Origin of the sequence: Leptospira sanjuanensis (genome assembly GCF_022267325.1) — a bacterium.
Classification (GTDB): domain Bacteria; phylum Spirochaetota; class Leptospiria; order Leptospirales; family Leptospiraceae; genus Leptospira; species Leptospira sanjuanensis.
Window position 1 is genome coordinate 2084167 of the sequence record NZ_JAIZBG010000001.1, and the last position, 26094, is coordinate 2110260.

Annotated in this window: 25 protein-coding genes and 1 tRNA gene; 23 read left to right on the forward strand and 3 right to left on the reverse strand. The window is 45.5% G+C overall.

The features are described from left to right. The 6 genes from LFX25_RS09405 to LFX25_RS09430 all read left to right on the forward strand — a co-directional run bounded on the left by LFX25_RS09405 (position 1) and on the right by LFX25_RS09430 (position 3629). Complete coding sequence (locus LFX25_RS09405) at positions 1-690, forward strand: ribonuclease HII (protein WP_238730009.1); 690 nt, start codon at positions 1-3, stop codon at positions 688-690. An 84-nt stretch (positions 691-774) separates the two neighbouring features. Beyond that, entirely contained in the window at positions 775-1518 is a 744-nt protein-coding gene (locus LFX25_RS09410; RefSeq protein WP_238730010.1) for a hypothetical protein, read from the forward strand. Next, positions 1519-1788, forward strand: coding sequence for an EscU/YscU/HrcU family type III secretion system export apparatus switch protein (locus LFX25_RS09415; RefSeq protein ID WP_118965816.1), 270 nt, complete (start codon positions 1519-1521; stop codon positions 1786-1788). Then, the gene (locus LFX25_RS09420; protein WP_238730011.1) at positions 1785-2972 is read left to right on the forward strand and encodes an HD-GYP domain-containing protein; all 1188 of its coding nucleotides are present in this window, start codon (positions 1785-1787) and stop codon (positions 2970-2972) included. The genes LFX25_RS09415 and LFX25_RS09420 overlap by 4 nt, the downstream gene beginning before the upstream one ends. 13 nt (positions 2973-2985) lie before the next feature. Beyond that, positions 2986-3336 (forward strand): YraN family protein, encoded by a 351-nt coding sequence (locus LFX25_RS09425; RefSeq protein WP_238730012.1) that lies wholly within the window; start codon positions 2986-2988, stop codon positions 3334-3336. Between the two features lie 95 nt (positions 3337-3431). Then, the gene (locus LFX25_RS09430) at positions 3432-3629 is read left to right on the forward strand and encodes a hypothetical protein (RefSeq protein ID WP_118956542.1); all 198 of its coding nucleotides are present in this window, start codon (positions 3432-3434) and stop codon (positions 3627-3629) included. A gap of 19 nt (positions 3630-3648) precedes the next feature. On the opposite strand, the gene LFX25_RS09435 is transcribed toward LFX25_RS09430, so the two are convergent. After that, a complete protein-coding gene (locus LFX25_RS09435; protein WP_238730013.1) occupies positions 3649-5178 on the reverse strand; it encodes a YifB family Mg chelatase-like AAA ATPase in 1530 nt (509 codons plus the stop codon). A 157-nt stretch (positions 5179-5335) separates the two neighbouring features. On the opposite strand from LFX25_RS09435, the gene LFX25_RS09440 reads away from it, so the two are divergent. The 16 genes from LFX25_RS09440 to LFX25_RS09515 all read left to right on the forward strand — a co-directional run bounded on the left by LFX25_RS09440 (position 5336) and on the right by LFX25_RS09515 (position 20936). Continuing rightward, the gene (locus LFX25_RS09440; RefSeq protein ID WP_238730014.1) at positions 5336-5710 is read left to right on the forward strand and encodes a type II secretion system-associated lipoprotein; all 375 of its coding nucleotides are present in this window, start codon (positions 5336-5338) and stop codon (positions 5708-5710) included. After that, a complete protein-coding gene (locus tag LFX25_RS09445) occupies positions 5679-6689 on the forward strand; it encodes a LysM peptidoglycan-binding domain-containing M23 family metallopeptidase (RefSeq protein ID WP_238730015.1) in 1011 nt (336 codons plus the stop codon). Before LFX25_RS09440 ends, LFX25_RS09445 begins: the two co-directional genes overlap by 32 nt. Before the next feature lie 64 nt (positions 6690-6753). Then, positions 6754-7659, forward strand: a complete 906-nt coding sequence (locus LFX25_RS09450) for a general secretion pathway protein GspC (RefSeq protein WP_238730016.1) — start codon at positions 6754-6756, stop codon at positions 7657-7659. A gap of 4 nt (positions 7660-7663) precedes the next feature. Beyond that, entirely contained in the window at positions 7664-9448 is a 1785-nt protein-coding gene (gene gspD, locus LFX25_RS09455) for a type II secretion system secretin GspD (protein WP_118956537.1), read from the forward strand. Positions 9449-9450: 2 nt separating this feature from the next. Further along, positions 9451-11124 (forward strand): type II secretion system ATPase GspE, encoded by a 1674-nt coding sequence (gspE, locus tag LFX25_RS09460; RefSeq protein ID WP_238730017.1) that lies wholly within the window; start codon positions 9451-9453, stop codon positions 11122-11124. A 5-nt stretch (positions 11125-11129) separates the two neighbouring features. Next, positions 11130-12356 (forward strand): type II secretion system F family protein, encoded by a 1227-nt coding sequence (locus LFX25_RS09465; protein ID WP_118956535.1) that lies wholly within the window; start codon positions 11130-11132, stop codon positions 12354-12356. A gap of 21 nt (positions 12357-12377) precedes the next feature. Next, complete coding sequence (gene gspG, locus LFX25_RS09470; protein ID WP_010574761.1) at positions 12378-12854, forward strand: type II secretion system major pseudopilin GspG; 477 nt, start codon at positions 12378-12380, stop codon at positions 12852-12854. A 21-nt stretch (positions 12855-12875) separates the two neighbouring features. Then, positions 12876-13445, forward strand: a complete 570-nt coding sequence (locus LFX25_RS09475) for a pilus assembly FimT family protein (protein ID WP_238730018.1) — start codon at positions 12876-12878, stop codon at positions 13443-13445. Continuing rightward, entirely contained in the window at positions 13420-14037 is a 618-nt protein-coding gene (locus tag LFX25_RS09480; RefSeq protein WP_238730019.1) for a type II secretion system protein, read from the forward strand. Before LFX25_RS09475 ends, LFX25_RS09480 begins: the two co-directional genes overlap by 26 nt. Before the next feature lie 66 nt (positions 14038-14103). After that, a complete protein-coding gene (locus LFX25_RS09485; RefSeq protein ID WP_406600525.1) occupies positions 14104-14691 on the forward strand; it encodes a type II secretion system protein GspJ in 588 nt (195 codons plus the stop codon). Beyond that, positions 14654-15856 (forward strand): type II secretion system minor pseudopilin, encoded by a 1203-nt coding sequence (locus LFX25_RS09490; RefSeq protein ID WP_238730021.1) that lies wholly within the window; start codon positions 14654-14656, stop codon positions 15854-15856. Before LFX25_RS09485 ends, LFX25_RS09490 begins: the two co-directional genes overlap by 38 nt. A 6-nt stretch (positions 15857-15862) precedes the next feature. Beyond that, positions 15863-17488 carry a pilus assembly protein PilM gene (gene pilM / locus LFX25_RS09495; protein WP_238730022.1) on the forward strand — a complete coding sequence of 542 codons (1626 nt, stop codon included), beginning with the start codon at positions 15863-15865 and terminating at the stop codon, positions 17486-17488. A 7-nt stretch (positions 17489-17495) separates the two neighbouring features. Continuing rightward, positions 17496-18023, forward strand: a complete 528-nt coding sequence (locus tag LFX25_RS09500; protein ID WP_238730023.1) for a hypothetical protein — start codon at positions 17496-17498, stop codon at positions 18021-18023. After that, positions 18020-18937, forward strand: coding sequence for a type II secretion system protein GspN (gene gspN / locus LFX25_RS09505; RefSeq protein WP_238730024.1), 918 nt, complete (start codon positions 18020-18022; stop codon positions 18935-18937). Before LFX25_RS09500 ends, gspN begins: the two co-directional genes overlap by 4 nt. A 253-nt stretch (positions 18938-19190) precedes the next feature. Continuing rightward, entirely contained in the window at positions 19191-19619 is a 429-nt protein-coding gene (locus LFX25_RS09510) for a D-Ala-D-Ala carboxypeptidase family metallohydrolase (protein ID WP_238730025.1), read from the forward strand. 285 nt (positions 19620-19904) lie between these two features. Next, entirely contained in the window at positions 19905-20936 is a 1032-nt protein-coding gene (locus tag LFX25_RS09515; RefSeq protein ID WP_238730026.1) for an LIC10774 family surface protein, read from the forward strand. Between the two features lie 104 nt (positions 20937-21040). Here the strand turns inward: LFX25_RS09515 and LFX25_RS09520 are convergent, their stop codons facing one another. After that, positions 21041-24643, reverse strand: coding sequence for a vitamin B12-dependent ribonucleotide reductase (locus LFX25_RS09520; RefSeq protein WP_238730027.1), 3603 nt, complete (start codon positions 24641-24643; stop codon positions 21041-21043). Between the two features lie 211 nt (positions 24644-24854). On the opposite strand from LFX25_RS09520, the gene LFX25_RS09525 reads away from it, so the two are divergent. Then, positions 24855-24930, forward strand: a tRNA-Asn gene (locus LFX25_RS09525). 191 nt (positions 24931-25121) lie between these two features. On the opposite strand, the gene LFX25_RS09530 is transcribed toward LFX25_RS09525, so the two are convergent. Continuing rightward, positions 25122-26051 carry a hypothetical protein gene (locus LFX25_RS09530; protein WP_238730028.1) on the reverse strand — a complete coding sequence of 310 codons (930 nt, stop codon included), beginning with the start codon at positions 26049-26051 and terminating at the stop codon, positions 25122-25124. Positions 26052-26094: the final 43 nt, after the last annotated feature.

The window sequence follows — 26094 nt, forward strand, 5'->3', positions numbered from 1 at the left end:
TTGCCGGAATTTCTATCCCGTTTTGAACCGGAAGAACTCCGGTTTTACTCAGAGTCGATTCCTTGTGGAATCGACGAAGCCGGAAGAGGTCCTTATGCGGGACCTCTTTCTGTTGCGCTGGTCTCCTTTTCCCAAGAAACTCTCACCTCGATTCTCGAAGGAAAGATTCTACAAGGATTGACCGATTCCAAAAAACTCTCCGAGAAAAAGCGCGAATCGCTGTATCCCGAAATTCTAAAAACGGCTCAAATCTCTTATAGAACGTTCCTAAGTCCGAACTACATCGATCGACAGGGAATCAACCGAGCCGTTCTCGAAGGAATTCGAAGGTGCGCAAAACTCGTGATTCGTTCCACCCAATCGACGCTTCCGCTGCAACTCTTGATCGACGGAAACTACAACTTCAATCGATATCCCGAATGGAGTTATCTAAAAAACCGAACCTCTTTTTACACAAAAGGCGATCTAAGAATCGTAAGCATTGCCGCCGCATCCATTCTTGCGAAAGTCGGCCGTGACCGTTATATGGTCTCGGTCGCCAGAAAATTCCCTCACTATCAATTCGAACAACACAAAGGGTACGGAACAAAACTGCACGAGGAACTGATTCTTCGGCACGGACTTTCCGATATTCATAGAAGAAGTTTTACCGGAAAATTTCTAGAACCGGTTTCCAAGTTGAATCAATAAACCGGCCGTCGATCCGAAAGGATCGTTGTTTTCTTTCCGGTCACGGATTATGCGAGATAAAATTTGTATCAGGAAGGAATTCGAATGAAACTTTCCGCCGACTTCTCCGGTGGAAACATGCTTCTTTTTTCCGGAAAAGAATCCGAGGCGGTGAAGTCCGGCGTCTTTTCCTGGAATACGAACGTAAAAGCTCTCGTTCTTGAAACCTTTCTTGGAGGCGCTTGGATTTCTTTCGGATCGAAAAAGATCAAAGTGAACACCGATTCAACTCCCTTGATAAAGGGAGAACTTCTGACTTTGACAGCAAAGCCGAACAAAAAAGGAATCGAACTTCGAATCTTAGAAAGAGAACTCAAAGGTTCGGAAAATTCTCCCTTGAAATTGGAGAACAAGGGTCTAAGCATACGGGAACTTTCCGAAAAACTGAGCGGAGGCGAGTTCAAGGACACGTCACCTGAAACCGCGGTATTCAAAGTTCTAAAATCGTATTACCCTTTTTTAGAATGGAATGCGGAATTACCGTATTTTCGTTGGGAATTTTCCGGAGGAAATGCGGAAGGGATTTTCGATCCAAAAGAGGAAACCAAAAAGTTCCTATTTCGGATCCAATCCGAAAAAACCGGAAAGACGATGGTTCTATTCTTATGGAAGGAAACCGCGGGAGAAGACCTGCAAATCAGCGCTACGTTTGATAATTTTAAAATGTACTTGCATGCTTGCCAAAACAAAGAAAAATTTAAGAGAATCCTAATCGAGTCGTCTGTGAGTTTTCAGGGATACAATTTGGCTTATAAACCGTCTCAAGCTCAAAAGGAATGGAATGCGTAGATGATCAGTGTGGCTCTGAAATTTATTCCGAAACAAAACGACGCGCCTGTAATCACGGCTTCCGCTTCAGGACTTTTAGGAGACACGATTCGTAAAATTGCACAGAGAAATTCGGTTCCAATCGTTGAAAATCCGATTCTCGCGGAATCCCTTTCGGAACTACCAATCGGAACCGAAATTCCCGAAAATCTTTATAGGGCCGTTGGAGCGATATTCTCTATGATCCTGGAATTGGATTCAAATTCCGGAAAAAGGGAAATGTTAAAATGAAGAAGTTTGCCGTATCCGAACTAAGGGCCGGAATGCGATTTTCAAAGCCAGTCTATTTGGATAAGGATAATTTATTTATCACTTCCAATACTCCGGTTACGGACAGCGATCTGGACCGTTTGAATAAATTCGGAATTCAGGAAGTTATGACCGCCGGGGAAATTCTCCAGCTCGGCGGAATGTCCTCCGACCCGGAACTTCTCGAAACGAGCATCGACGATATCATCATCAACACCGTCGTAGACGACGAACTTCAACCTCTCAAAGCGGTTTACGACAATCTCAATCGGATTAAAGTCACATTCGGAAATTTATTTAGAGAATCCACGCAAGTCGTCCAGGACGTTTTCAAAAAGACGTTGGATGAAAAACCTTTGGAAGTGACTCCTGTTCGCGAAATCGCCGAAAAACTGACCGACTTTGTCCGCTCCAATCAGAACATCTCCTATTTGATCTTGGCGAATAATCCGTCAGGCTATTATCTCTACAATCAGATCGCGAACGCCACGTTCTATTCTTTGATTCTTGGAAAACTTCTGGAATATTCCAGACCGAAGATGATCGATCTTGGAATTTCCTGTCTTCTTGCGGATATAGGAATGAGCAAGGTTCCCTCCGCCGTTTCCGAAAAGAACGAACATCTCACGGACGAAGAATTCAAGACAATCATGAAACATACGATCTTGGGGTATCAAATTCTTTCCCAAAAGATGAAACTCAAAAACAATCTTGCGATCGTTGCGCTCCAGCACCACGAGCGTTACGACGGAAACGGTTATCCTCAAAAGTTGGCCGGGAACGCGATCGAAGAACAGGCGAGAATCTATGCGATCGCGGATAACTTCTCCGCGCTCGTGACGAATCGTCCGCATAGAAAGAAAATTCTCCCGCACGAAGCGATCAAATCCATGATCAGCATGGACGTGGGAAAGTTCGATCTCAAGCTCGTGAGAACTCTCTTAGGTCATCTTTCCTTGTATCCGGTCGGATCCTGCATCGAGTTGTCGGACAAGCGGATCGGGGTCGTTCTCGGCCCGAATCCGGATAAACCGATTCGTCCCTGTATTCGTATTATAAAAGATGAATATGGAGAAATGGTCCGAAATCTGATACTTGTGGATCTTCTGAAAGAAACCAATCTCTTCATTTCCCGTCCCGTGGATTTGCAGGAAATAACCGCGTAATTTCTTTTTTTCTTTGAGCCGATTTAAAACGATCAAGGGTAAAGAAGGGGAAGAAATCGCCGCTCAATTTTTAATTTCGCTCGGACACGAAATTCTTGCGCGAAACTACCGTTATCTGCGTTTCGAGATCGACATAATTTCCACCAAAGAAGAAGTCCTTTTCTTCAACGAAGTCAAACACTGGAAAGAGTCTCAAGACTTCGATCCGCGTTTTACGTTCCATTCCGCAAAACAAAACCGGATGAGAACAGCCGCAAACGGGTTTCTTTCCCAACATGGTTCTTTCCGCGATCATTTTGTCTCATTCTGTCTTGTCTCCGTAAATGCGAAAAAGGGATGTGAATATTATCCTGACCTCTTTTGAAATAGTGATTCAGGTACTTTCAAGATCCACCGAATTCTTAAATTGTCTGCGGGTTCTCAAGGAAGAGAGCCTTAAATCGTTACAAGGAAGTAACTATGAAGAGCATCACGATTTTAGGGAATCTGGCCGAGTCAGACGACTTTGGTCCGGATCCGGTCATTCTGCGGAAACGCGGAATGCCGGTAAAAAAGCGAAAATTTGAGGATTATAAAAAGAAGCTGGAGGACCCAACGTATATCGATTTTGCGATCGATAAGATTGCGATGGAGATCTCCCATTTTCTTGCAAAATAGACTTCTCGCTTAACGGGAATTAAGCGACGGCCCTGTTTTCTCCGTAATTTCCGGCATTCTGGAAATTCAGGGCCTCTAGAAGGTGCTTTTCCTCCACGGACTCCTTTCCCTCCAAATCCGCGATCGTGCGGGCTACTTTCCGAATCTGATTGAACTTCCGAATACTCAACTTTCTTTTTCTCATCTCGGCCTCGAGTATGTCTTCGCAGGCGGAACAGAACCGAAGATACGAATTCACGGATTCTCCACGGAGTTGTCCGTTGAAATAAAATTCCTTTCCTTGATAACGGCTTCTTTGAATTTTTACCGCCTCTCGAATCTGCGCTTTGGATTCTTCCAAAAAAATAGGAACTCGTTTGCGCTTATTCTCTTTGAAAGGAAACATCCGAACTTCAAGATCGATCCGATCTTGAAACGGACCTGAGTAGGGGGCTTGGTATTTTTTAATCCGAGGAGGAGTACAAGTACAACCTCCATCTTCCACACCGTTCAATCCGCAAGGGCAAGGATTTGTAGCGGCCACCAGAAGAAATTGCGCCGGATAAACGACGCTCCCGCTGATTCTGGAAACGGTGATATTTCCTTCTTCCATCGGTTCACGGAGCGCCTGCAGAATTCCCGATTTATATTCCGCGAGTTCATCCAAGAAAAGAATACCACGATTTGCTAATGTAACTTCCCCCATTCTCAATTCTCTTCCTCCGCCCACCAAAGCGATGTCGGAAGTCGTATGATGGGGAGCTCGGTAGGGACGTTCCACGATCATCTCTTTCAAAGGAGAAATCGCGGATCGTATTTTCAAAATATCGAATGCTTCGTCCTCCTCGGGTGAAGGAAGCAAAACTCCGAGCATTCTCGCCAAAAGGCTTTTTCCGATTCCAGGCGGTCCGGAAAGTAAAATATGATGCCAACCCGCGGCTGCAATCTCGACGGCTCGGTACGCAACCATTTGATCTTGATAAAGTTCGAAACTTTTCGTGATTTGAGTTTCTCGAATTCGAATTTTCGAAATCGATTCGGGACTTTTTCGGTTTTCTAATACGTCTTCCAATTCTTTCAGATGAGAAATTCCAAAGACCTCGAACTTGCGGAGAACGGCGGCTTCCTCACGGTTTTGAAACGGAAGAATCACGGTGTCGTATTTTTCGGAAGAGATTCCGGAAAGAATCGGAAGCACGCCTTTGAGAGGTTTCAAACTTCCGTCCAAACCCAGTTCTCCCAAAAAGAGAGTTCGCTTTAATTTTCCGGAAGGAAAAATCTGTCCGGTCAACGCGAGAATTCCACATGCAATCGAAAGATCCAGCAACGTTCCTTCCTTTTTTCTTCCTGCAGGAGCAAGATTGACCAGAATATTTTGAAAGGGGCAGGTATAACCGCTGTTCTCAAGCGCCACTCGAACCCGTTCGGCGGACTCGCGGATCGATTGAGCCGCCAAGCCGGTGATCATAAAACGGGGCAACCCCCGTTTGAGGTTGATTTCAACTCCGACGACGAATGAGTCGAGGCCTTCTAAATTCGCCCCAGCCAAACAGATCCAAGAATTTTTCATCGCGATTCCTCCGTCTTTCTTCGGTTCCGATCGAGGAAAAAAGGTAACGCTTTTGTGTTAGAAAAACGGCCGCAAAATCGAAAAATTCAGGTGTTATAGGGCCTTTTGCAAAAAAACTCCTTTCAAAACGCTTCCCCCTCTGTAATTTTGCTCTGAAATGTTTCGTATCCGCGTTTTCCTGCTTTCGGCGATCTTTCTTTTTCTCGCGGGCTGTGGAAACCGGTTGATTCGAAAGGATTCGATCGCTCAAGTCAACGAACACTACGCGGAAAAAATTTATTACCTGATCCAGGACAAAAAGGTTTCCAACACGGAAACGTTTAAAAAGGGAATGCTCGTTCGAATCTATATCGAATCGACCCCTTCGATGGTGAAGATCAAATGTTACCCCGCGGACCATAAACGGGAATATGCAATCGGCAGGATGATCGCGTATCAACTGAACGACGATTACGCGGGCAAACGAATTACGATAGAGGATCTGGATAAACTGATAGCCAATGAACTCGTGGAATACAAAAAGAAAAAATAGGTCGTCCAGAAGGACAGGTTCAAGATCGGCCAGATCCGCGTCCGATACTAAAAAGGTGAATGGAAAACTGTTTTTTATTCCCCTGATCTCGACGTTAGTCCTGAGTTCTCTTTCCGCAGACCCGTTGAAGAATTACGACGCGGAGATTTCGGAGTACACGAATAAGGATTCGTCCTTCTTTTCCGATAAGGAAGAACGTAAAATCAAACAGCTATTCTCCCAATCTCCCGAAAATTGGCAGGAAGAAAAGTATTCCCTGAATTATCATAAAGACAAATCCAATTTGGAACTCCCGAGTTTTATCAGCGTAAACAAAATCATCTCTTCCAAAATCGTCAGTCACAGCGGGGTTATCTATAAGAATTACGTCGTGAAACCGAAGGATTCTCTTTCTAAAATCGCAAGAGCGATGAAGACCAATGTCCAAAAGATCAGCGCGGCGAACGGTTTGAAAAAAAATTCCACTCTCCAAGTCGGACAGAACATTTCGATTCCGGTTCAGGTTCGCAATGCGAGCCGGGAAAAAGTGGAATTTCGTAAAGTCTTTGTTTATCCGGTCGTAAATGCAAAGGTCACTTCCCGTTACGGAAAAAGAAAGGATCCGTTTCATACCGGTTCCGGCGGGTATCACACCGGTCTCGACTTCGGCGGTTCTCAAGGAGCGCCGATTCTTGCATCCGCGGACGGAATCGTTTCCTTTACCGGGGTGAACGGCGGTTACGGAAATACTGTCATTATCGATCACGAGAACGGTTACAAAACGATGTATGCTCACTGCGCGAAAATTACGATCGAGCAGGGAACGAGAGTCAGCGCGGGAACGGTCATAGGTGCCGTTGGCAGAACCGGATCGGCGACGGGACCTCATTTGCATTTTGAAGTTTTCTTAAATGGAAATAGAATCAACCCGGACGCGGCCCTCAGAAAAACCCTGAAGATCGTTACTCCTTTAGATCCCGGTAAATTTGCCAGATTGTAGTTAACAAAAAAAGTCGGAAAACACCCTCCGGCTTTCTTTGAAAAGAATTTACTGATCAGCCTCTATGAATGCGATTTTTTTAGAACTTCGGAAGAACACATTTTACACCCTCATTCCCGTAATCTTATTCTTTTCGTATTCTCTTTCGTATCTTCTGAGAGCCGTAATTCTTGCGTTCTTAAATCCTACCGTTCAAGCGGCTAGTTCCAATTCGGCTCCGGTTCGTAAAATGGGTCCCGAAACCAACCGTGCCCTTTCTTCTTATGAGGAAATGGTCCAAGGAAACTTAATCCGCGGAATCGCGTCTCGTGCGGGAGATATGCAGGCTACCGAAGGGGAGATGTCCACAGCACCGCCCGATACGGGAGAAGGGGAAGAAATGAAGGTGACGGGAACGCTCAGCGGCCACTGGTCGTTTGCACGCGTTACTATTGTGGAAAAAGGAAAACCCGAAGCGCAGGAATTTGCAACTGGAGAAACCGTCGGAGGATATAAAATCCGATCGATCGCTTTGAACTACGTCGTTTTAGAAAAAGGCGGAATCGCCCTCAAAGTCGAAATCGGTCAAACCCCCGGCGAGGCGCGCGCCAAGCTGAGTCCGGAAGCCGGAGCTAAGTCGGAAGGGGCGCCGAGCGGAGGTGGAGATACGATCCGCAAGGTTCTTTCCCGGCAAGACGTTAACCGGAAGTTGAAAGACCCGGCCGCCATCTACAAAAACGCACGTTTCGGACCGGCCTTGATCAACGGAAAAATCAGCGGTTATAAAATCTACAGCGTTGCTCCGGACCATATCTTTTACGCGTTGGGCGCAAGAAACGGAGACATCATCAAACGAGTCAACGGAATGCCTTTGACCGAAACCGAAAAAATGTTAGAGATCTGGGGAGCCGTAAAAACTGCCGATAAGATTACGGTAGATGTGGAAAGAGGTAGCCAGATTCTCACCTACGAATTTATTATCAGAAACTAAAAAAATGCCCGGAACAAAGAATCAAATTCCAGTCTTTAGAATCCTTTCGATTCTCATACTCGTACTTTTGGTATGGGATAAACCCGTATTCCCTCAGAATAAAAAGAAGACTTCCGTTAAGACGAAATCTGCCGCTCCGGAAGAGCCCGCCGAAAGAACCTTTTATGCGAACTGGAGAGACACCGAACTAAACGACTTTCTCAAAGGAATGAGCGCGATCCTGAGAAAAAACATTCTTTTGGATGAAAGTTTAAAGGGAAAAAAGATCACGATCATTTCCCAGAAAGAAATTCCGATTAAAAACGCATTTATCTTTATGAAGTCCGTTCTGGAATCCCTCGGTTTTGGGGTGGTGGAAGAACCGGATCTCATTTCCATCGTCAAGATCAAGGACGCTCTCGCAAGATCCCCCGTTGTCCGAGTCGGAAAAGAACTGATTCCCGAATCCGAAGTCGGCGACTTTAGAACGATCACGCAGATTATTCCGGTGGAAAACGTAAAACCGGAAGAATTGGAACCGATTCTCAAACGTTTAACGTCTCCGAACACGGATGTAATCGTTTATAAGAATACGAATACGATCGTACTTTCCGGTTCGGCGGCAGACATCAACAAATTGTTGATTTTGGTAAACGAACTCGACTTGAAATTGGAAGAGGCAAGTCCGGGCGCCATCGCATCGGCCGGCGACGTTCACATTTATACGCTGGAACACAGTGAAGCGGAGAAGATCGCAGCCACCCTTGTAAAACTCGATAATCCGGTCGTTCAATCCGAAGAACTCACTCCCGAAAAAAAAGCGCAAGGCCAGATCCCGGGAAAAGTGGATAAGATCAAAGCGGTCGGTCATAAAGAATCGAACTCCGTGATCGTAACTGCTACGAATGCGGAATGGACAGAGATCCGCAAGATCATCAAGGTTTTGGATTCCGCAAGAAAACAGGTTCTTCTGGAAGTGTTGATCGTCGAACTCACGTCCAGCGACTTGAACGACTTCGGGATCGACTGGAGATACAAAGCCGACGCCTACGGGCAGTTTAATACGGGTCTTTCCAAAGAATCGAACATCATCAACGCAAACGGTCAGGTGAACCCGAATATCAACACGTTAAGCGGCTTTTCCTTGGGATTTTTAAAAGCGGGCTCGGAACAGATCATCGGAATTTTAAGCGCGAACCAAGGGAACGAAAACTTCAACGTCTTGTCCGCACCTCAGGTTTTAACCGTGGATAACCAAGAAGCGGAGATCAGCGTCGGTCAAGACGTTCCCGTAAGAACGCAAAGTAGGAACGCGGGTCTCGGCGGCGCCAACGCGGTAACCGTCGATAACTACGAATACCGTCCAACCGGGATTAAACTGAAGTTCACTCCTCACGTAAATAAGAATAACAAAATCACTTTGGAACTGTTTCAAGAAATCAAGAACATCGCGGAAATCGCCCTCTCCGGGGGTAACCCGACGTTCAATCGTCGCGAAATCAAAACTTCCATCTCGATCGAAAATACACAATCGATCGTAATCGGTGGATTGATTTCCAACGATAAACAAAAACGGATCATTAAAATTCCTCTGCTCGGAGATATTCCGTATCTGGGACATCTTTTCAAACGAACCACCGAAAAAATCAAAAAGACGAACTTGATGGTTTTTATCACTCCGCATATACTCGATAGTAGAGAGAACGCGGATAAGATGACCGTGAAAAAGAAAATGCAGCAGGAACGTTACGAACTCGAAAGAGAAAGAATCCTCAACAAAGAAAAAGAAATCAAAGAAAGAGGGGACTGACAGTGAAAACTCTCGGAGATATCCTAATCGAAGAGGGGATCATATCCGAAAAAGATCTGGAAGATTCCCTTAAAGTTCAGAAAAAAAACAACCTTCCTCTCAGTCATATCATTCAGAAAAAAGGAATCGCCGGAGAAACCGATATTCTCCGCGCTCTATCCAAGCTCTATCATCTCGAGTTTCGGGAGAAGTTGGAGTTCAGCGGAATGGAAGACGTATTCCTGCAAATTCCTTTAAAGCTGATTCAAAGAAGTAGAATCGTTCCGTTCCAGCTTTCCAAAAAGACGATCCGCATCGCCGTTTCCGATCCGTCCGATCTGCATCCGATGGACGACGCGCGAAACTTTTTAAAAGGATACAACGTAGAATTCATTCTCGCTCCGGAACCGGAGATCATGAGAATCATTCATTCTCATTTCGATACGACCTCTTCGGCCGCCAAAGAGATGTTAAACGAGATGGAGGGGAGTTTTTCCGAACTCGCGGAAGCCTTCGAAAACGACTCACTCGATCTAAGCGACGACGCTCCGATCATCAAAATGGTCAACGTCATTCTTTCCCAAGCGGTGAACGAAAGGGCTTCGGATATCCATATCGAACCGTACGAAAAATCACTGATAGTTCGTTATCGCGTGGACGGTATTTTGCATAACGTGCTCAGCCCGCCTAAATCCTATCACGCGGGAATTTCCTCCCGTATCAAGATCATGTCGAACTTGAATATCGCGGAAAACCGGCTTCCGCAAGACGGACGGATCAAACTCAGACTTGCAGGAAAGGACATCGACATTCGGGTTTCCACTATTCCTTGCCAGTTCGGCGAACGGATCGTAATGAGGCTTTTGAACAAAACGGATCAAAAGTATTCTTTGGATACGATGGGATTTTATCCGGAACTCATCAAATCGCTCCGTTCCCTCATCTACGAACCGCACGGAATCATTCTCGTAACGGGTCCTACCGGATCGGGAAAATCGACTACTCTTTATTCGGCGTTAAGCGAACTCAATACGGAAGAAAGAAACATCATCACCTGCGAAGATCCAGTGGAATATCAGATCGAAGGGATTTCCCAAATGCAGATGCAGGAAAAGATCGGTCTTACGTTTGCGACCGGTCTTCGTGCCATTCTCCGTCAGGATCCGGACGTCATCATGGTAGGGGAGATTCGGGACGAGGAAACGGCTAGGATCGCAATCCAAGCTTCGCTTACGGGTCACCTTGTATTCTCCACGCTTCACACAAACGACGCGGCGAGCGCGGCGACTCGTTTGGTGGATATGGGAATCGAACCGTATCTTATCACGTCCACCGTTCTCGGTTTTATGGCTCAGAGACTTGTGCGCGTGATCTGCACTCAGTGTAAGGAAACATATAAGCCGACCGTATCCGAACTGGAGTCGATCGGTATTCCTAAAAAGGCGCTTAAAAACGGAACCTTGCACAGGGGCAAGGGATGCTCTCATTGTATGGGGACCGGCTTTAAAGGAAGAACCGGCATCTACGAACTTTTGTTGGTGAATTCTCACATCAAACATGCGATCCTTCAAGGAAAGGACGCGGGACAATTGAACGAGATCGCACTCGAACATAATTTCCATACGCTGAAAGATTATGGAATTAAGAAGGTGATCGACGGTGTGACTACGATCGACGAAGTTCTCAGGGTAACCTAAACGTCATGGCGATCTATTCTTACGTTGCATTCAACAAAAAAGGCAAAGAAGAGAAGGGAATCATCGACGCCGCTTCTCTACAAGCCGCAAGATCCAAGTTAAAGAACAAGGGACTCTATGTTCGCAACATTTCGGAAGACTCCGAAAAAAAAGACAGAGAACTCTTTCCTTTTTTAGCGAAATATTTTTATAGAATTCCCCGCAAGGAAGTCGGACTCTTTTCAAGACAGCTTGCGACACTTCTCGGAGCCGGAATTCCCCTGGACAAATCCTTATCCAGCATCGTGGAACAAACGGACAACCAGAACTTTCGCAAGGTCCTTACAGGAATGCAGGCGAACATAACGGAAGGTTCCTCCCTTTCCGAATCGATGAAAAAACATCCGGACGTGTTTCCGAGTCAATATCCTTCTCTCGTTGCGGTCGGTGAAAAAACGGGAGACTATGAAGCGACGTTGACTCGACTTGCGGAACTCGAAGAAAAATCCAGCGAACTCAAAGCGAAAGTGCAAGTCGCGATGGTATATCCGTTCATCATGGGTTCCTTGTCGATCTTCGTTACGATCTTTTTATTAACCGTCGTCATTCCTCAGATCCAAGAATTGTTTATGCAGTTCGACGCGAAACTTCCTCTCATCACGCGAATCGTGATCGGAGTTTCGGATATTCTCACAGGGTACTGGTGGCTTCTTCTTACGCTCGGTTTTGCAGGCGTCATGGGCTTTATCTACTGGAAAAACACTCCGCAAGGCAAAAAGAATTGGGACGAGTTCGTGTTGAAAATTCCGATCCTGGGTTCTCTCGCGCGGAAGGTTCTCGTAAGCAGCTTTGCAAGAAACATCGGAATCCTTTTGAGCAACCGCGTTCCGTTGATTACCACGCTTACGATCGTGGAAAAGATCGTGGACCATTCCATCTTCGGAGAAGAGATTAAAAACGCCGTGGAACGAATCAAGGAAGGGGAAAAACTTTCCGCATCCTTCAGCGGATCGGTGATTCTCCCGCAAATGGTGGTGGGGATGATCGCAGCCGGAGAAGTTTCGGACCGGGTTCCCGAGATGATGAACAAACTCGCTGATATTTACGATACGGAAGTCGACACCGCGATTAAAACGATGACCCAGTCCATGGAACCCCTGATGATCGTGGTAATGGGTCTTTTGATTGGAACGATCATGGCCTCGATCATGGTCCCAATGTACAACTTGACGCAGCAACTTCAGAATATATAGTTTAGAATAAGGAGAATTCAATTGAATCTGTCCAAATTAAAAAGAAAATACAGAAAGGGTCTCACACTCATAGAACTCGCTGTCGTCGTGATCATCTTAGGTGCGTTGATCGCCCTCGTTTATTCCAACTTCCGTCCCGGTGAAATCAGCGACGATACGGCCGCTCTGAAACTTAAAAAAGACGCATATGAACTTCAATCGCACCTGGAACGATACGCTCAAAGATACGGAACGTATCCTTCCGACGAGCAAGGTCTTGAGGCGCTGGTGGAAAAACCGACAACCGGAGAGGTTCCCGAAGATTGGAAACCGATCCTGACCAAAAAAGCGGCCATCAACGATCCTTGGGGAAGCGCCTATAAATTAAAGAGGGACGCGAACGGGGACGTTCAACTTGTAACCCTGGGTAAGGATAAAAAAGAAGGCGGAGAAGGTAAGAATGCTGACTTTAACATCCTCAACGAAGACGAATATCCTTCCGACTTCCGCAGAAAATAACACTCTTCTCCCTTTCCGGTTATGAAAACACGTAGTATCCGGAAAGGATTCACCCTGATCGAGTTAATCGTAGTCGTCGCGATCCTCGCCGGGTTGATTAGCATTCTTGCAAGTACGGCCGCGAACTTCATCATTCCGTCGGGAAGCGACGCGGCGCAAACACTCAAACAAGCGGCGGAATTCTGTTATCGAAAATCCATCCTGACGAATACGACTATGGTTTTGGAATTGGACATCGACAACGACACGTATTCCGTTAAAAAACTGGTTCGGGACGAGAGCGGTTTAAAGGAAAATCTAGTATTCAAACCCAAAAAACTTCCGTATACGTCCGAAATCATAGACATTACCGACATTCGCGGCTTTCGTTATACGAAAGGAATCGTCAAGGTTCCTTACACCTATTTAGGAATTTCCGCGGATTACAGCGTTCATTTAGGAAACGATCCTTCAATTTATAGAACTTTGATCCTATACCGATATGGAGGAAAGGTTTCCATCCTGGAAGGAGAACAATTTCACACTTCTTCCAACCTCGCAACCGATAAGAATTGGAAAGAACAGGATGAAAACGAACAGCAGCAACCGTAAATTTTCATCTTCAACTTCGGTCCGGAAAGTTCCGTCCATAACCTTGGTCGAAAACTTTTCATTTTTATATTCTTTAATAAAACCGAAAAAAAAGAAAAGGTCCTTTCGAAAAGGATTCAACCTGATCGAAGTTTCGATCGCTCTGGCGCTCGCCGGAATGGCGATGACTTACACGTATATGGTGATCTCGAACGGAATCAGACAACAGAGAATGGCGGCCGTCGTTTCCAACGCGGTGCATCTCGCCAAAATCAAAATGGCTCAAATCGATTCAGTCTCCGTTCTTCAATCCGACAAAACCACGGGAGAAATTCCCGGTTATCCGGGTTACAGCTTCGAAACTCAGATCGGCGAAGAGGATATGGACCTTCTCAAACTCGCGGGAAAAGAAGGACAAAAGCCGGAAGATCTTTTGGGAGGAAGGGACTCCGAGATGAACAAATTGATCATGAGGCGATCGGGTCAAGCGAACCAAGGAGCTTCCACTGCCGGTATCATCCGCGTGTTTCGGATCAAGGTGACGATCAAATATCCGACCGGAAGCGGAACGGAATCCTATACGGCCGAAACGTTTAAGTCGGCGCAATATTAAGAAAATAGAATGAAGACTCGAAAATACGCAAACGGACGAAAGGGTTTCACCTTGATCGAAATTTCGATCGTTGTGATGATCTTAGGAGTGATCTTTACGGGAATTTTTTCCACGTATTACACTTCGCTTCGGATTTCACGGGAATCATCTTCTCCCGGAGGAGCGGCGAAACGGGATATTCTTTTGGCGATGGAAAATATCCGGAGCACGCTCGCGATGACGTATTTTCACCAGACGCAGAGAAGACTCATCTTTATCGGCAGAAACGACGGGCGGGGACTTGATCGAAGAGACAGACTCGATTTCGCCGCTACTCATCCCAACTCCGAAGAAACGTCCATGCCCGAAGTACGGGAAGTTTCCTTTTATCTCAAACCCATGCTCGACACGCCGGATTATTACGCTCTCATTCGAAGAGAAGACGAAATGGTGGACCGTTATCCGAAATCGGGCGGGACCGAATATACGTTGTTAACCCATGTGAAAAGTTTTCAACTCAAGTATTCCAGAACGGGGGCGAAATGGGAAGACGAATGGGATTCCAAACTCACCAAGGTTCTTCCGAGATTGATTCGTGTGGAGATGATCGTAAATACCGGTAAAAAGGAGGTCCGTTATGAAACTCTCGCGTTTCCCGGAATTCTTTTTAAATAACATGCAATTTTTCTTAACTGATACGAAGAACTTTCTTTTTCGATCGAAGAGTTCCATCGAACGGACTTTCGAAAAAATTTTCTTCTCGCACAAAAGAAATTTTCGAAGATCAAGATCGGGATTTATGGTCGTCATTCTCGTGATGGCGATCGGAACCGCTTCGTTTTATACCGCCACCGAATTCGGCGAACGTTCCTTAGGGGAAAGAAGGATCGCGCAAGCGGATGCCGACGGTTTCCGCGCGCTGCTTCTCGCAAAGGCCGGTTTTCAAGGTGCGCTCGGAGCTCTGAAAAAGATTCCGGAAGAATATCTGTACAAAAGCGGTATCGCTTTGAATCCGCCGCCTCTGCCGATGGGCGGGGGAACGATCTATTATAAGATCAGCTCCGAAGACGGAAAGATCAATCTGAATTCTTTGCTGAACCAGGACGACAACCAGCAGAACCTTCGTTCGGTGGAAATGGTCGCTCGGCTTTTCGACAAGTTAGGAATCAAACGTGAAAAGATTTTTCCGATCTTCGATTGGCTCGATACCGATCTGCAGGAAACGGGCGGAGGCGCGGAGGACTTGTATTATTCTTCCCTAAAACCTCCTCGGAAGAATAAGAATTCCTTTATGTATTCCGTTTCCGAACTCGTATCCGTAAAAGGTTTTGACAGGGATCTCGTTTACGGTTCCTTGAAACCCGCGGATTTCGATCAAAAATATTCCAAGGCGTTTCAATCCGACGAGGAGAAGGCGTTGATCGGCGACAGCGATTTCGTCTTAGCGAACAACATAACGGCATACATCCCTTCGGGCCAAAACTCGGACGATAGAATCAACTTGAACGCCGCGCCATATTTTGTTTTGATGTCTTTATCCGATTTTATGACCAAACAGGCGGCCATGAGAATTCTCAAATTCAAATTGGAGCAGGGCGGTTTTATCAAGGAACTGAAGGACATAGAAAAATTTCAGGAATTCCAGATTCCCACCGCGGGCGGTTTGACCCTTTACAAAGAACTCGCGGGCGAAGGAACGGACGTCTCCGGCGGCAGGGTTAAGACCAAGGGAGAAATCTTTCGAATCGTTGCCGTGGGTCAGGTGGGAAAAACGATTCGAAGAATCACGGGAATCTTCGATCTGACAAACAGCCAAATGCTCTATTACATGGAAGACTAAACAACGATGTTCATTTACGATCAATTTCTCGCAATCGACTACGGAACGAGCACGATCAAAGGAGTTCTCTTTCAAAAGGTCCTCGGAAAGCTGAGCATTCTACGTTCCGAAATCATGAGCATCTCCCACGGAGAAGAGGACGAATACAGACACAACGTTCTTCGGTTTATCAATTCCTATTTTCCGGGAGAGACGAGTATCGTTCTTAATCTTCCGCTCGATCGTTTGTTTGTGCGCGAGCTTCACATTCCGTTGACTACGGTAAAAGCGATCCGGGAAGTCATTCCTTTCGAAGTCGAAAACAGAATCCCGTTCCCGATGGAAACCGTGGAAGTGACGGGAAGCATTTGGAGAATCGATCAGGAAAAATCGGACGTCATCGCGTATTCGGCTCATCACAGCGAACTCGATTTTATCACCGCTCCGTTTCTCGGCAGCAATATCGTCTTTCGCGGTTTATTCGTAGATTCGGTGAGTTTGTCTTCGGTGATTGCGGAACACACGAACAAAGAAATCACGTATAAGAATTGCGCGCAAGCCGACATCGGCGGAAGAATCACGATTTTAAATATTCTCACCGAAGGAAAGGTCGCACACACGAGATATATCGCCATGGGAGGAGACACTCTCACGGAGCAAATCGCGTCCGATCTTAAGATTCCGTTTGAAAAAGCGGAAGCGATCAAACTCTCTCTTCAATTCGAACCGTTTTCAGGGGAAGAGGACGGTCTCAATCTTTTCGCAAAAGAATTCAAACTCAAAGTCGCGGACATTAAAAAAGCGTTTCAAAGCGCGTCGAAGTTCACCGAAAAACTTTCGTCCGAAATCCATCGAAGCATCGTTTCGATGAACGAAACCGAAAGACCGGAAGTATTGTATCTTTCCGGCGGAGGAAGCAAGGTTCGGGGAATCGAATCCGTTTTGGGCGACGCGCTCGGGCTTATCACTCGACGTTACGATTTTCTTTCGTTGGACGGTGATACGTTCTCTACTTGTTTCGGAATGGGTTATCATTTCGGTTTTGCGAAAAAGGACAAGATCGACTTCATCGACACTCCTCACGTCAAACGTATCAACAAGAACATTCTCAATTTCGATCAATTCCGTCCTCATTTGATTTTTTCGGGAATTTCTTTGTTCATTCTCATCACAGTCTTTTTCGTGGGCATCGTTATCGACAAAAGAAAACTCAGTGCGAGCGACAAAATGCTCGCCGAAAAATTCCAACGCGGCTTCGGCAGAACAGCTCCGGAAGACGTAGATATATTAGAATATGCAACTAAACTCAAGAACGAAGAGAAAAAGAAGACCGAGATCTACAGACTTTACCTGAGTAAACCGAGCATTCTCGACATTCTTTTCGAACTTTCGATGAACTTTCCCGCATCCGATATGCAACCGTTCCAATTGGATCAGTTCGACTACGATCAGGATCTGGTCAAAATTGGGGGAAGAGTCAACGAATTCAGCGAGATCGGGGTGGTCCAAAGATCGCTCGAAAAATCTCCCCTATTCAAAGACATAGAGGTCACAAACAAACGATTGATGCAGGGAGTGAAGGCTTATAAGGTTTCCTTTACGATTACGATGAAGGTAGTGAACAAACCGGTCTCTTCCGAGGAGTCCTTTTAAAACCGCCATGCTTGAAAAGTTAGAACCCAGAGAAAGATTGATCGTACTCGGCGGAATCGGATTGATTCTTCTGTTAATCGTATTTATGGCGATCCGTAAAGTCGTAACGCTCCGCCAAGGTTTGACGGAAAGAGTTCAGGATTCGCGAACCGCTCCCGTCAAACTCGACAAGATCATCCAGGAATTCAACGATTTCCGCTCTTTGGATTCTTCCGGCGGAGAAACCGACGTAAGTGCGATCTACGCAAAACTCGACGAGATTTTCGTTCGATACGGATTGAAGGAAAAAATTTCCACGATGAAGGATTCGAATTCGATCGAAGATAAGAAGTACAATCGGATCACGATCGATATCAATTTCCGTTCCGTGACTTTGGACAACGTTTTCCGGTTAATCTACGACATAGAAAAGAACAAGATGATTAACGCGCGGGTGGAATATCTGAATTTTAGAAAACCGTTCCAAGGAAAAGAGGTCTACGATGTGAACCTCAAACTTTCCACTTACAGCCGTGCGGCGGGGAACAAACGATGAAAAAAGAAGAAGAATATCAGGAGGAAACGGCTCTTACTCGTGAAGAGGAAGAATTCCTGACCCTCGAACTTCAGGAAGAGGAAGAAGAGGCGACCCCGCGTTTTACTCTCAAACAAAAACTCATCCTCGTCGGGACGGGAGTTTTCTCTTTTTTCATTTTTACTCTTTGGCTTTTTCCTTTGGATGAAATCATTCGCAGTTCCTTGAACTCGTCTTCTTCCCAAACCGGAACCATCATCAATTTCCGCGACATGAGCATTTCCATTTTAGGAAACGTTACTCTCGATACACTTGAAATCAATACGCCTTCCAACTTGAAAATCAAAACGGAAGAAACCGTTTTGAAAACCTCCTTGTTCGGTTTAATGAAACGAAAGTTCGACGGGAAATTCAAAATCGAAAGTCTAAAAATCGACACGGAAAACGGACCCTTGATGAAGGTTCCGCGTGTAGAGGGTCAGGGAAAATTCGAAAACTTAAACGGAGGAATCGCGAGGATCGTAGGCAACCTCGATCTGGAAATTCCACCGGCTCCTTCGGCGGGAATGATCATGGGTTTACCCGAAATTCCTCTGCTCGGGGAATTAAAAAATATCACGATCAAAAAGTTTCTCACGAAGATCAATCTACAAGGCGGGAATCTAATCTTTAACGATTTCACTTTGGATACTTCGATCGCACGCTTCGATATCACGGGAAACATTCGTTTATCCGATAACATTTCCTTTTCTCAGCTCAATCTTAGAATCTGTCTCGAACTCGATCGCAATTTCGCGTTGGAAAGACAGGACATAGAAGACATGCTGACCCTTTTGGAAAAACAAAGCGGCAGTAAATGTATTCCGATCATGGGAACGATCAACAAACCGGAAGCCAAGATTCCCGGATTGACCGGACCGCCGGGGAGTCCTTAAGATTCTTTTTTCGTGATGGAGAACGAACATCCGGGTATGCGTTCAGGAACGGACGAAGATCCGGATCGATCCTTCTCTTTGACCTTTTTAATTTAAAAACGTTATGAACAAACCCGTTCTTAAGAGCATTGTTTTATTTTCGCTCCTTCTCTTTTCTTTTTGCGATTTCCAACCTCATACACCTCCTTCTAAAGAGCAGTGGAACGAATTCAGGAACCTTCCCGAAAACCGAAAGAAAATTCTCGCTTTGGAAATGTTTCTTAAAGAACGTAAAGTTTTCGATGTGGTTCCCGTCGAACAGCTTCTGAGACAAGGCACCGATTGGAGACAAACGAAAAGCCGACCTTTCGCGATTCCACCCCAAGAGTTCTGGTTGAACATCGTACCGACTTTAAAAGTCATTCGAGATTTGATTCTTCCCCGAATCGGCCCCATAACGGTAGTTTCCGGTTTTCGAGAAGGGGACTATAACGAAAAAGCCGGCGGGGCGAAATCCAGTCGGCACCTTCTTTTTTCCGCCGTAGATATGATCCCCGATCGTGAAATCGAACGAGACGAGTTGAAACGACGCCTTTTGATACTTTGGGAAAAGAACGGAGCCGATCGAAAGATCGGACTCGGTTTGTATTCTCGAAATCGATTTCATATCGACACGAACGGTTTTCGTAAGTGGGAGAAATAAAACTTCAAATCCTCTCTTGAAAAAAGCTTCACTCAAATTCAATACGATATAGATATTAAGCACTAAACAAATCAATTGTCTGATAATCCTTTCAAGTTACAAAACTAAACTCGATTTAGTTTGAATCCTAAACACATTTAGAATTTGTAATTTTTTACAACCTTTGATTCTGATTACGTAAACTTTTTTCATTTTGTGAAAATTATCACAATAAACATGTTATCTGAATCAATGCGGCGACAAGAAGGCATTCTTTTATCATCGCCCATCAATTAGGAAAAAACAATGAAACGACTTTTTTTACTCTGCCTCAGCATAATTTTACTGTTAGGTAACTGCTCCAATGAAAAAGAAAATAGAGAATCCGAACTAACGCTACTATCCGGAATTATTGACTCAACGGATTTAAGAATTCCTAATCCTGACAGTTATAACTCACAACTAATCCTTATCCGAACTCCCATCTATGTAAACAAAACAACCGGAAATGACAGTTGGCCTGGATCACAAGCTGCGCCGCTTCGAACCATCACGAAGGCGTTGGCTTTAGCCAACGGCCAAAATAATATCTATATTGCTCCCGGTGAATACTCCGATCGCACCGGAGAAATATTCCCGATTCGAATTCCAGATGGGGTCTCTTTGATCGGGGATGAATTAGGGAGAGGTCTTGGTTTTTCAATACATTATGACGATACTTTGGAGGATATGCCCGTTCTGAAACCCACCACGATTCAATTTTATGGAGATGATCTTGGAGAAGCTATCCTGCCGGGTAAGAATTCTACAATTGCTGGATTTAATTTACCAAATCCGATCGCTTTGAGAACCTACAACGTTAAAATTCGAAACAATACGTTATCTCAAGGAATCGGAATTTTTAATACAAGCAGTAGCCAACCGTCCGGTGGACATTGGATCAGCGGAAATTTCATCGGGTCCAAAAAAGCACCCGACTATAACGACTTATTCGGTATCTTCTTTGAAGAAACTACGGATGAAAATAAAGTTGAAAACAATAGAATCTATCGAAACCGATATGGGATTGTGATCCGGCCTGGCGCTAAAGTAGATTTAGGAGGGGGTTCCCGAGGAAGCGTCGGTAACAACACTATTTCCTGTAGCTTAGAAATAGACTTAACACTTTTAATCGAACCAGGAAATCGACTTTATGCAGTAAATAACCGATGGGATCACGATGTTCCAACGTATTCTGTCGGATCCACTTACAAACCAGGAATAGATATCTACGCCCCGCCTCCGTACGGCACTATAGATATTGGAGGATACTCTTTAGCTTCTAATCCTTGCAACTGATCATTCACACAGAAGATTAGGCACAATAAACGTACATAAAAATGCCCGAACGACTTTCACCGCTCGGGCATACAATCCGCGATTGTTTTAGATCTTCAATCGAATCAAGAACATCCGGTGGTCGAACCGCAGGACATACACTTAAGACAAGATCCGTTTCTCACCATTTCAAAAGAACCGCACTCGGAACAAGAATCACCTGTGTAACCTTTGATCTTAGCGAGTTTTACTTCTTCCAGTAGGGCAATTCCGGTAGGAGCCGCAGTTCTTTCCTTGGAAATCATCTGAGAATAAGAAATCGTTTCCACTTCCTTTTTAGGAGCAACTTCCGCTACCGCAGTCGCCGTGGAATTATTTACCGGTTCACGATGATTGGATTCCGCTGTCGCACGCTTGGAACCGATCTCGTCTCCTCTCAAATCTTCCGGAGCCACTTGACCGAGATCGTATCTTCCCAAGTAAGTGATCGCCAATTCTCGGAAGATATAATCGATTACGGAAGTGCTCATCTTGATGTGTTTGTTTCCGGAAACGATTCCGTTCGGTTCGAACTTGAAGAACGTAAACGCATCCACGTATTCTTCCAAAGGAACCCCGTGTTGTAAACCGAGAGAAACGGAAATCGCAAACGCGTTCATCAAACTTCTAAACGCCGCTCCTTCCTTGTGCATATCGATGAAGATCTCTCCGATCTGACCGTCTTCGTATTCGCCGGTTCTTAAATAAACCTTGTGACCGCCTACGATCGCTTTCTGAGTGTATCCCGCTCTTCTGCTCGGAAGTTTTCTTCTGTGGGAGATGTATTTCGTGATGACCTTTTCCGCGATCTGAACCGGATCTTTGGAAATCATCGCTTCTCTTACTTCGTCGTGCTCGTCCAATTCGATTCCATTCAAAAGTTCTAATACGGAATTGAGAGGTTGAGAAAGTTTGGAACCGTCTCTGTAAAGCGCGTTCGCTTTGATCATCATCTTCCAAGAGAGGAAATACGCGTTTTTGATGTCTTCCACGACTGCATCCTCGGGGAGGTTGATCGTTTTGGAAATCGCGCCGCTGATAAAAGGTTGAGCCGCCGCCATCGTACGAATATGGGACTCGTAAGAAAGGAAACGTTTTCCGTATTTACCGCATTTGTTCGCACAATCGAAAACCGGATAATCCTTCTCTTTCAAGAAAGGAGCGTTTTCGATCGTCATCGTTCCGCAAACGTAGTCGTTTGCCTTGTTGATTTCTTCTTTGGTGAATCCTAAATATTCGAGAAGAGAGAAACCCGGAGCGTCGAAAACTTCTTTTGCGATTCCTAAGTTTCTGGTAAGAAAGTCTTCGCCTAAGTTGAATTTGTTGAACGCAAAGTTGATGTCGAACGCGAGAGGAAGGGAAGCTTCCACTTTTTCGAGAATCTCGTTCGTGAATCCTTTTTCTTTCAGAGCTTGCGTATTGACCACAGGCGCTCCGTTCAAAGTCGCATGACCTTTACAATAGTTCACGATCGCTTCGATTTCGGAAGGAGAATAACCGAGTTTTTTCAAACCATAAGGAACGGATTGATTGATGATTTTGAAGTAACCGCCCCCAGCGAGTTTTTTAAACTTCACGAGCGCGAAGTCGGGCTCGATTCCAGTCGTATCACAATCCATTACAAGACCGATCGTTCCGGTAGGAGCAATCACGGTTACTTGCGCGTTTCTGTACCCGTATTTTTCACCGAGTTCCAGCGCCAAATCCGCGTCTTCTTGCGCCGCTTTGAGCATATAAGAAGGGCAGAAGGCAGGATTGATTCCCACAGGAGTGATCGTTAAACCTTCGTAATCGCCGGACGGAGCGTTGTAAGCCGCTCTTCTATGGTTACGAATCACACGAAGCATGTGCTTCTTATTCTTTGCGTAACCAGCAAACGGACCTTGTTCTTTCGCCATTTCCGCGGAAGTAGCGTAAGCGGTCATGTGCATGATGGAAGAAATCGCCCCGGTGATCGCCATTGCTTCTTGAGAATCATAAGGGATCCCAAGAATCATCAGGATCGAACCGAGGTTCGCGTAACCCAATCCTAAAGTACGGAACTTATAGGAAAGTTCGGCGATTTCCTTGGAAGGAAACTGAGCCATCGTCACCGAGATTTCGAGAATGATGGTCCAAAGTCTGCAGAGATAACGAAAACCCTCCACGTCGAAGTTCAACGTTTCAAGGTTCACGAATTTTTGTAAGTTCGCGGACGCAAGGTTACAAGCGGTGTTGTCCAAAAACATATATTCGGAGCAGGGGTTCGACGCATTGATCGAACCGTCTTCCGGACACGTATGCCATTCGTTGATGGTAGTGTGATATTGTGTTCCCGGATCCGCGCTGGCCCAAGCCGCGTAGGAAATTTTTTCCCAGAGTTCGCGGGCTCTCAAAGTTTGGGAAGGTTTCGCTTTGCGTCCTTCCGCTTTTGCTTTTTCCTTTTCGGTTCTGAAATACAGATTCCAAGGTTGATCCTGTTCCACCGCGGTCATGAACTCATTCGTTAAACGAACTGAGTTATTGCTGTTCTGACCGGATACTGTGTTGTACGCGTCGGACTGCCAATCGGTGGTCAATTCTTCAAAAAGAATTTCCTTGTATCCTTGTTTTGCAAGGTCGATCACACGTTTGATGTAGTTGTCCGGAATGAGAACCTTCTTCGCTTCGAGAATGGTTTTCTTTAATGCGGAATTCTTTTTGGGATCGAAACGATCTTCGGTTTCCATCTCGTAACACGCGGACATAATCGCATTGAGATGTCTGTTGTTCAGCATCGAACCGGTTACGAGAGAAGCGACTTTCTTTTCTTCCGTCACTTTCCAATCGATAAAACTTTCGATATCGGGATGGTCTACGTCGAGACAAACCATCTTCGCCGCGCGGCGAGTGGTTCCACCGGATTTGATCGCACCTGCGGCGCGGTCCCCAATTTTTAAGAAACTCATCAGACCGGAGCTTTTTCCTCCGCCGGAAAGAGGTTCGTTTTCTCCTCTTAAATTGGAAAAGTTGGTTCCCGTTCCGGAACCGTATTTAAAAAGACGAGCTTCGCGGACCCAAAGATCCATGATACCGCCGTCGTTGACGAGATCATCATCCACGCTTTGGATAAAACACGCGTGCGGTTGCGGATGTTCGTACGCGGAAGCGGATTTAACGAGTTTGCCGGTTGCGGGATCAACGTAGTAGTGGCCTTGGGATTTACCGTCGATTCCATAAGCCCAGTTCAAACCGGTGTTGAACCACTGAGGAGAATTCGGAGCCGCCATCTGAGTCGCGAGCATATAAACGATTTCATCATAGAAAACTTTGGCGCTTTCCTCATCGGAGAAATATTTGTATTTGTATCCCCAATATGTCCAACAACCCGCAAGTCTATGAAAGACTTCGAGTGCACTCGTCTCACCGCCGAAACGATCTTCCGGTTTTAAGGATTCGAGTTTTTCCGTATCGGGAACCGATTTTTGAAGCCATTCAGGAATTCCTTCCTCTTGTACTTTTTTGAGATACTTAGGGATTCCTTTTCTGCGAAAGTATTTCTGCGCAAGGATGTCCACCGCAACCTGGGACCATCCTTCGGGCACGAGGATATTGTTTGCCTCGAATACCTTGGATCCATCCGGATTTGTAATCCGGGAATTACGCTTCGCCCATTGAATAGAGGACGATTCACCATTGGAAGGAACGGTAAAATGACGATTCAGCTTCATAATTTGCTCTCAGACTCCGTAACACTGTTGTAAGAAGGGATTATGTCACTCTAAGAAAGACGAAAAATGATCCAAAGCATTTTTCGCTCCTTTCTCTTCCGACAATTCGAAATTTTTCCTCTCAAAAGTTGTAAAAACAAACACTAATGCGACAAATTAAGGTTGCGCTCTTACCCCTTTTTGAAAATATAGGCCTAACTACCGAGGATACTCCCCTTTAGCTCAGTCGGTAGAGCAAGTGACTGTTAATCACTGGGTCGCTGGTTCGAGCCCAGCAGGGGGAGCCAACTCTCCGTCTCTTCAGCCTAAACTTCGTTTTTCCTCCCTTTTGGTTCTTGTTAGACTTTCTCTTACAAGAAAGTTCAAAAAAAAACTCAATTTCTGTGTAGTGCATCTAAAAAAGAGAATAAAAAAACCGACCTTCTCGAAACGATTTCAGAGTTCGTCGGTTTAAAATTTTATTTCTTAAGAAACGATTTTACTCCGGATTGATGGCAGGCTTTAGAGATTTCAAAAATCGATAAATCGCTTTCAATTCCATATCGCTCATTCTTGCATACGGACCCCAAGGCATATGGCTGTGCTCCACAAGTTTTCCGAGCCTAAATCTTTTTAAGAATTCTTCCTCGGTCCAAAGCGAGATTCTTCCTTCCGAATGAGGCGTTAAGTTGGGTGGAATTAAGGTTTCCTTCCCGGGTTCTTTCATCGGCGCGCCTCCCGCATACGGTTCTCCGATGAATTCTCCGATCATGTTCCGTTTGGTGTGACATCCGTTGCAGTTGGCCACGCTTCCCGCCAAGTATTCACCGTATTCCACGGTCGCCGCAGGAACGATCGATTTCAAAACGTCTCCCTTGGGTCCTACCGGTTTTACAACAAAGGCCTTGAGAACTTTTCCGATTAGATTCAGTTCGTGTTTTGGGATCGGATTCGATTTCGGAGGCAAACTCCTGAGGAAGGATAAAATCGACGTTAGGTCCTCGTCACTCGTATTATGAAAGGGCATAAAATCGAAAAGGACCGTTCCGTCAGCGCGCACTCCGTATCTAAGAGAACGGGCGATTTCCCGATCGGATAGTTTACCGATTCCCGTTTCCGGATCGGGGGTGATATTCGGAGTGTAAAAATTTCCGACGGGAAGCGCGAATACCTGTCCTCCGGAAAGCGAAGCTTGCTGAATCGGAACACCGGATTCCACTTCGGCTACGTTCTTATGACATTCAACACAATGGGCTGGGCCCGTCGCCAAATGTTTCCCCCGTTCGATTACGGCCGGATCCGAAGAAGACGTCACGTCCGGATACGGTGCGTCGTATTTTAAATTCTGTCGCATCAAAGTAGCCACCGCGACGCCCAATACGACGATCAATAGAAAGGTCCCGGTCCATTTTAAGAACTTTAAGATCATAGTTCCTCACATATTTATTTTTAAAATGGTAAAACGTTTCGGA